This window comes from Marivita cryptomonadis (assembly GCF_002115725.1).
GTDB lineage: Bacteria > Pseudomonadota > Alphaproteobacteria > Rhodobacterales > Rhodobacteraceae > Marivita > Marivita cryptomonadis.
On record NZ_JFKD01000012.1, the window covers coordinates 132,079 to 138,889 of the forward strand.

Below are 6,811 nucleotides of genomic sequence, written 5' to 3' on the forward strand. Positions count from 1 at the left end.
TTACATCACTCGTCGAGCCAAGCGCGATCGAATGGGCCATAAGCCCCAAGCGCAGAGGTCGCATGATCCTTCAGCTTTTCGTTGTAGACAGTCAGGAACTGCATCTCGAAAAGGTTCACAACTGGCATATCTTCGGCAAGGATGTCCTGCACCTCACCGTAGATTTCTGCCCGCTTGGTTGCACTTGCTTCCTGCGCACCAGAGGCCAACAGGGCATCAAGAGTCGGGTTGGAATACCGCGAGGAGTTCACAAAATGCGTACCCTGACGGATCTGGTCAGTGCCATAATGACGGTGAACGCCCAGAACCGGGTCCGGCAGCTGGTAGAAGTAGTTGATGTTCATCTCAAAGTCATAGTCAGCGTAGATCCGCTTCAGCCATGTCGGTACATCTTCGTAGCGCAGCTCGAGAGAGATGCCGATCTCGCTCATCGCCTGCTTCATGTACTCACCGGCACGGCGCCAGTCTTCGCCATAGGGGATCAGGTCAAGCACAGCCGTTGCCCGGATACCATTGGCGTCAGGTGTGATACCAGCCGCGTCCAACATGGCGATTGCACCTGCAACATCCGCTTTTGCCGCGTAGTTCGGCAGGCCAGCCTTGTAGAGACCGGTTGGCGCAAAGTTTGTGGACAGTGCCGAAGTCGCAGGTTTTCCGTATCCGAACCAGATATTCTCGATCAGAAACTCGCGGTCGATCGCAAGTGAGATCGCCTTGCGGATCGCCGAATTGTCAAAGGGCGCTTTGGTCGTGTTGAACTCGATCAACGCCATCGGGTTGATCATTGAGTAGCCATCGGTTGTGACCGAGAAACCGTCCGTATCGCGCAGGCGCACAGCATCAATGTTCGGAATGGCACCATAAGCACCGTACATCACTTCACCGTTTTCCATAGCGGCCGTACGGGTTGACGCATCCGGGATAAACCGGCCTACGATACGCTCAATATACGGAAGGCCAGGCTTCCAGTAGTTCTCGTTCTTGTCGAGACGGATATACTGGCCTTTTTTCCATTCGACGAACTTGTAAGCGCCAGTACCGACAGGGCTGGTCGCCAGGTCCGAGCTGCGAATATCGGTGCCTTCCAGCAGGTGCTTGGGAACCATCGGGCTTTCATAAGCCGATAGAGCACGCAACATATAAGGCGCCGGGTTGGCAAGATTGAAAACCGCAGTGTGGTCGTCAGGTGTGTCGATCGACGTGACTTCACGGAACGAGTTCGGTCCGCGTGGATGCACTTCCTTCAGAACAGACATTACCGTGAACTGAACATCGGCCGAAGTGAACGGTGCACCATCGTGCCAGGTCACACCCTGCCGAAGATTGAAAGTCACAGTCTTGCCGTCTTCGCTCACTTCATAGCTTTCAGCGAGCGCAGGAACGATGTTCAGATCGTTGTCGTAGTCGAACAAGCCATCGTAGATTTTGGGTGCGACCAGGCCGATAGGCCCCGAGGTCGACAGATAGGATGCCAGCGATGGCGGCTCGGGCTGTACGAGGTATACAAATGTGCCCCCCGCTTTTTGTGCGTCCGCGGGAACAGCGCCAAGCGCCAATCCCAAGGTGCAAAGGGCCGCAGCGGCCCAGTTACGTAAACTCATTTTTATTACCTCCAGGTCGGAAAAAGTCTTTTCGTTTGCACGTGTGCTCTGCGTAACCTTGGCGGCCTTAAACCGATATGGCAAGTGTCGAGACCAAGAAGCTTTGGCCGCGCTGGACATTTAGTTCAAACTCGCCCACAAAATTGACTGCTTTTTTTCCACGAGGCAAGAAGAGCAGTTTGCTCTTTCAGTCCTCCACCTGATCTCTGCTTGATCTATTTCCAAGCGATAAGATCATGTCCCCTCAATGGCCGTGGCCAGCGCACAAATAGCGCGGATTTTTCCTCCAGCTGGGCGCTCGCTTCAGGATACGGGAAACCATAGAACCAAGGGGCAATCACAAATGGTTACGCGACTTGACACTCCCAAGACGTTCCAAACTGCGGGAAGGGCTAATTTAGCCAACCTGTCTGGTCCTACATCATCGTCAGGATGTGACTGGAAAGCATCCACCCAGATCATGATTTTCACGACGGCTTTCTATCAATTGGTTGCCAACCTTGGCTTTCACCCGAGTGCGTTTTAGCAGCGTCACCGTCATGGCGCGTGAGATCGGTTTCGTGACACCGTCCATTCGGGTCACCTGTTTGTTGCCGCACGGATGAGAGGCAACGGAAGCGAATCGTTCAGTCTGCGCTCTGACTCCGTTGGACCCATCTATTGCGATGATTTTCCTGCTGGTCTACTTCTCAGGTTGAGAGACCACTTACCTGACTTAATTTATGGAAACATGCGATGAGTGAGCTGCCCCGTGATCTGCCAATTGCCGGCTATGTAGAGCAGCTGTCTGGTCGTCCAGGTGAAGCCCTAGAATTTAAGGTCTCCTCAATATCGAACAAGCCGTTCACCGCCAGGCTTTTCAGATCCATCTGCGCCGACCCGAACCCGGACGGCCCAGGAATTGTGGAAGAGGACGCCTCAGAATATTTTGCAACTCAAGAATTCGCCTCGACGCACAGGCCGTTTTTTCCCGGATCTTACGGCGTGGCGGCTGGGGATGTATCGGAGAATGCAGAGGCAGCGATAGTCTTCTCCGCGACCATCTATCCGACGCAACGCAGCGAACGTGCTCAGACTGTGCTCGGCTGCGGAGAGTTTGATCTTTGTCTTGATCCCCAAGGGGCGGCCTGTTTTCAGGCAGGGGCAACCAAGGTCTCTACAAACGCCCCGCTGAAACTGCGCCAGTGGCACCGGGTCGAGGGTCGACTGGAAAACGGAGTTCTGTCCATCACGCAAAACGTGCTTGGCCGTTATGCGGGTGCCCCAGTTAACGCCGAAACAACTTGCAGCGGAATTGCATTGCAGGGCACCGCCACGGTGGGCGCACGTGTGTCAGAGACGCAGGCCTGCCAACATTTCAATGGCAAAATCGAAGCGCCCTCCATCATTGCCAACGACGTGACGCTGTGTGCATGGGATTTCGCGCAAGCCATGAAAAAAACGATTGTCCCTTCTCAAGCCGGCCCTGAGCTTACTCTTGTCAACTTTCCGGCCCGCGCCGTGACTGGCGCCAATTGGGATGCGACAGAGATGAACTGGTCGCACCGACCTGACCACTACGCCGCGATCCATTTTCATCAGGACGACATCTATGATTTCGGCTGGGACACAGATTTCACCTTCACCATTCCGGATGACATGCCATCGGGTATCTACGTCATGCGGCTGGAATGTGACGGACAGCGCGAAGCGATCCCTTTCTTCGTCTGCCCTCTGCTGGGGAAACGCCGCGCGGATTTGTGCGTGCTGGTATCCACATTCACCTATGCGATCTACGGCAACCATGCTCGACCAGATTATGATCCGTCCTGGCAGGACCGTATCAGCGACTGGAACGCCTATCCGCATAATCCCGCCGAATATCCGCAATACGGCCTGTCGACCTACAACTATCATTCCGATGGCTCTGGCATCTGCCACGGCTCTCATCGCCGACCTCTTTTAAATCTACGACCTGGCTATTTGACCTTTGGCAACACTCCCTGCTCGGGGTTGCGCCATTTCCCTGCTGACAGCCACCTGATCAGCTGGCTGCATGCCAAAGGTATAAATTATGATATAGTCACTGATAATGACTTGCATATCCACGGACATGCAGCGATTTCAGACTATAAGGTGCTCACGACCGGCACCCACCCTGAGTACCACACAGAAGAAAGCCTGAACGCCCTGCGCGATTACCGCGATAATGGCGGCCATCTGGCCTATCTTGGCGGCAACGGGTTTTATTGGCGCATCGCCATCCATTCCGAAAATGATGGCATGCTGGAGATTCGCCGGGCCGAAGATGGCATCCGTGCGTGGGCGGCAGAGCCTGGCGAGTATTACAATGCTTTTGACGGCAACTACGGTGGGCTGTGGCGGCGCAATGGTCGAGTTCCGCAAGACCTTGTCGGAATCGGCTTTGCTGCGCAGGGGGAATTCTTTGGCGATCCATACCGCCGCGTCACGACCGATCCGGAATTTGACTGGGTATTCGCGGGCGTCCAAGGCGACATCATAGGCGATTTTGGCTATTCCGGAAATGGCGCTGCCGGGTTCGAGCTTGACCATATGGACGGGCGGATCGGAACGCCGGACAACGCGGTTCTTCTGGCCCGATCCGTCACCCGAGAGCACGGTTTCATGCTGGTACCCGAGGAACAACTTACCCACCTGACAAACCTCACAGGTGTTACTGAGGCCGAGGCGAAGCGCGCCGACATGATCTATTGCACCTATCCCGGTGGCGGATCAGTTTTTGCAACCGGCTCTATCACGTTCTGCGGCAGCCTGCCTTGGAATGACTACGATAACAATGTCTCGCAAATCCTGCAGAATGTCTTTGAGAAGGCACTGAGCTGAAGCGATTCAAACCCAGCGTCCTGAATGACCTCTGCATAGGCCGCATGCACGCTTTCGGCGGTCACGCCGGGGCGCAAGGCATCAAGGGCAGCACTCTGGCTGGCAAGATCCACCTCGTAGACACGTGCCTGATCGGCATCGCCGATCTCTCCCATCCAGAAGGTACGATCGAAGCGCAGTTTAAAGCGGAGGAAATTGGTCATGCCGCAAAAGCACAGGAACACCGGTTCGCCGTGGCGCATGATCCGCGTAGTGGCGCGGTGGTGGGTTTTGGTGATCGTGTCGCCCGAGGCCATGATCTGCAAAAAATGCGTATTCGGCGACATATCGGCGTCGTCATAGTGAGCGGCCAGCAGTTCGGCGGCCTTGCGCGTTCCGGCCTGCGACGTGGCGAGCGCCACCTCATATTCGGGCACACCATCGCCAATAGCCGCGCGCCCGGCGGCCATCATCGCATTGGCGACCTGACCGGCATGGCGGGCCAGTTGCAGTTGGTCAGGCGTCTCGATCATGCGCATCTCGGCCAGCAGGGGCGTCACCGTTTCGATCCGCCCCTCATAGACCTGAGACCCGACAAAAGGCCGCACCAAAGGTGGCATGTGATCCGGCTCAATCCCAACTCGCGCCGCGCCGCGCAGTGCATCCAGCAATTCAGCGCGCCATTCTGACCCCATGCCGTCGTTCCATGCGCAAACCCTGTCGACCCGGGCGTTTGCAAGGGCCGTGTTGAGGTCGATAGTCCGCCCTGAAAGACATACAAGCTTTTGATAATGAATGATTAAACGATGATTTCAGTGGCTATGAGTTGCAAGGTTTTGTACTATTGCATTGAAAACCCTGCAATTTGATACGCCCATGAAACATCGTAATCGCCCGCCTGAACAAGATGATCTTCTGCGCCCGCGCCTCGTTGACCTGATCGACATGCGCCACGAATTGGTGAAGCTGGCTGCGTTGATCGATTGGGAGTTCTTCGAGCGGGAATGGGCCGGTTTCTTTCCGTCAGGAACCTGCCGACCGGCGACACCGCCGCGGTTGGTTGCTGGACTGATGTATCTTCAACATCTGCATCGCCTGTCGGATGAGGCCGTTGTCGCGCGCTGGGTAGAGAACCCCTACTACCAGCACTTCACGGGGGAAACCTTCTTCCAGCATCAGCCGCCGATCCACCCGCCCTCCCTCAGCCGATGGCGCGATCAGATTGGCGATGAAGGCGCCGAGTGGCTGCTGACGAAGACCATCGAGGCTGGGCGCTCAAGTGGCGTTGTGAACGATGACAGCCTCTCGCGCGTCTCCATCGACACGACCGTCATGGAAAAGAACATCGCCTATCCCACCGACGCGCGGCTCTACGAAAAAGCGCGCGCCAAGATCGTGGCCCTGGCGCAGGAGGTTGGGGTTCAACTGCGTCAGACCTATGCGCGCAAGGCGCCGCTGCTGGCGGCGCAGGTCGGTAGCTATGCCCATGCGCGACAGTTCAAGCGCATGCGCAAGGTCTTGAGGACATTGAAGGGCTACACCGGACGGGTCATGCGCGACCTACGGCGTCAGATCGATCTCATCCCGCCGGGCACCTTACGGGAAACGGTCCTCGACACCCTGGTGCTGGTCTCGCGCTTGCTGCACCAGCCCATAAAGGGTGGCGGCAAGATTTACGCCCTGCATGAGCCCGACGTTGACTGCATCTCCAAAGGCAAGGCACGCGTGCGTTACGAATTCGGCACCAAGGTCAGCATAGCCACGACAATCGACGAGGGCTTCGTCGTCGGCATGCGGGCGCTGCCCGGCAATCCATACGACGGTCACACTCTGGCCGAGGCTTTGGAGCAGGTAGAAATCCTGACCGACCAACGGCCTGAACTGGCTGTTGTCGACCGCGGCTATCGTGGCCACGGTGTGGAAACCACCCGCGTCCTGATCTCAGGGTCCAAACTCGGCCTCACACCCGCGCTGAAAAAGCTGCTGCGACGACGCAGCGCCATCGAACCCGAGATCGGACACATGAAAACAGACGGGCGCCTCGCAAGATGTCCGCTCAAAGGGCTCCGCGGCGATGCCATCTTTGCTGTCCTCTGCGGTTGCGGGCACAATCTCCACAAGATCCTGAACCACATCAGGAAACTTTTGACCCTACTGCTCGCCATGATCATCAAAGCTATAGCAGCATCTGCGCTAATCAGAACCGAAAATACCCGCTCCTATTCAAGCGCCGCTGCCTGAAACGCGTTGTTCAAAATCGACTCGATAGTGGGCGTGATCAGAAGGCTCTCGCCGTCACGCTGAACGACGAGTATGGTAGGGCGGCCAAATTCCATATGCAGATAGTCGTAATAGCCGGTCAGATAATAGACATTGTCGTCGTCGGT

5 protein-coding genes are annotated in these 6,811 nt (G+C 56.4%); 2 read left to right on the top strand and 3 right to left on the bottom strand.

Going from position 1 to position 6,811, the window contains the following annotated elements; translation table 11 throughout:
* Positions 1–5: 5 nt before the first annotated feature.
* Positions 6–1,601, bottom strand: a complete 1,596-nt coding sequence (locus MCRY_RS14500) for an ABC transporter substrate-binding protein (protein WP_176234513.1) — start codon at positions 1,599–1,601, stop codon at positions 6–8.
* A gap of 735 nt (positions 1,602–2,336) precedes the next feature.
* On the opposite strand from MCRY_RS14500, the gene MCRY_RS14505 reads away from it, so the two are divergent.
* On the top strand, positions 2,337–4,445 hold the full coding sequence (locus tag MCRY_RS14505) for a N,N-dimethylformamidase beta subunit family domain-containing protein (protein ID WP_085631122.1): 2,109 nt from the start codon (positions 2,337–2,339) through the stop codon (positions 4,443–4,445).
* Here MCRY_RS14505 and MCRY_RS14510 read toward each other — a convergent pair.
* Positions 4,388–5,119, bottom strand: coding sequence for a M24 family metallopeptidase (locus MCRY_RS14510; RefSeq protein WP_085631124.1), 732 nt, complete (start codon positions 5,117–5,119; stop codon positions 4,388–4,390). The genes MCRY_RS14505 and MCRY_RS14510 overlap by 58 nt on opposite strands.
* Before the next feature lie 181 nt (positions 5,120–5,300).
* On the opposite strand from MCRY_RS14510, the gene MCRY_RS14515 reads away from it, so the two are divergent.
* The gene (locus MCRY_RS14515; RefSeq protein ID WP_085631141.1) at positions 5,301–6,665 is read left to right on the top strand and encodes an IS5 family transposase; all 1,365 of its coding nucleotides are present in this window, start codon (positions 5,301–5,303) and stop codon (positions 6,663–6,665) included.
* Here MCRY_RS14515 and MCRY_RS14520 read toward each other — a convergent pair.
* The coding region (locus MCRY_RS14520) for an aminopeptidase P family N-terminal domain-containing protein (protein ID WP_280523428.1) at positions 6,644–6,811 on the bottom strand (168 nt) is incomplete at its 5' end. The genes MCRY_RS14515 and MCRY_RS14520 overlap by 22 nt on opposite strands.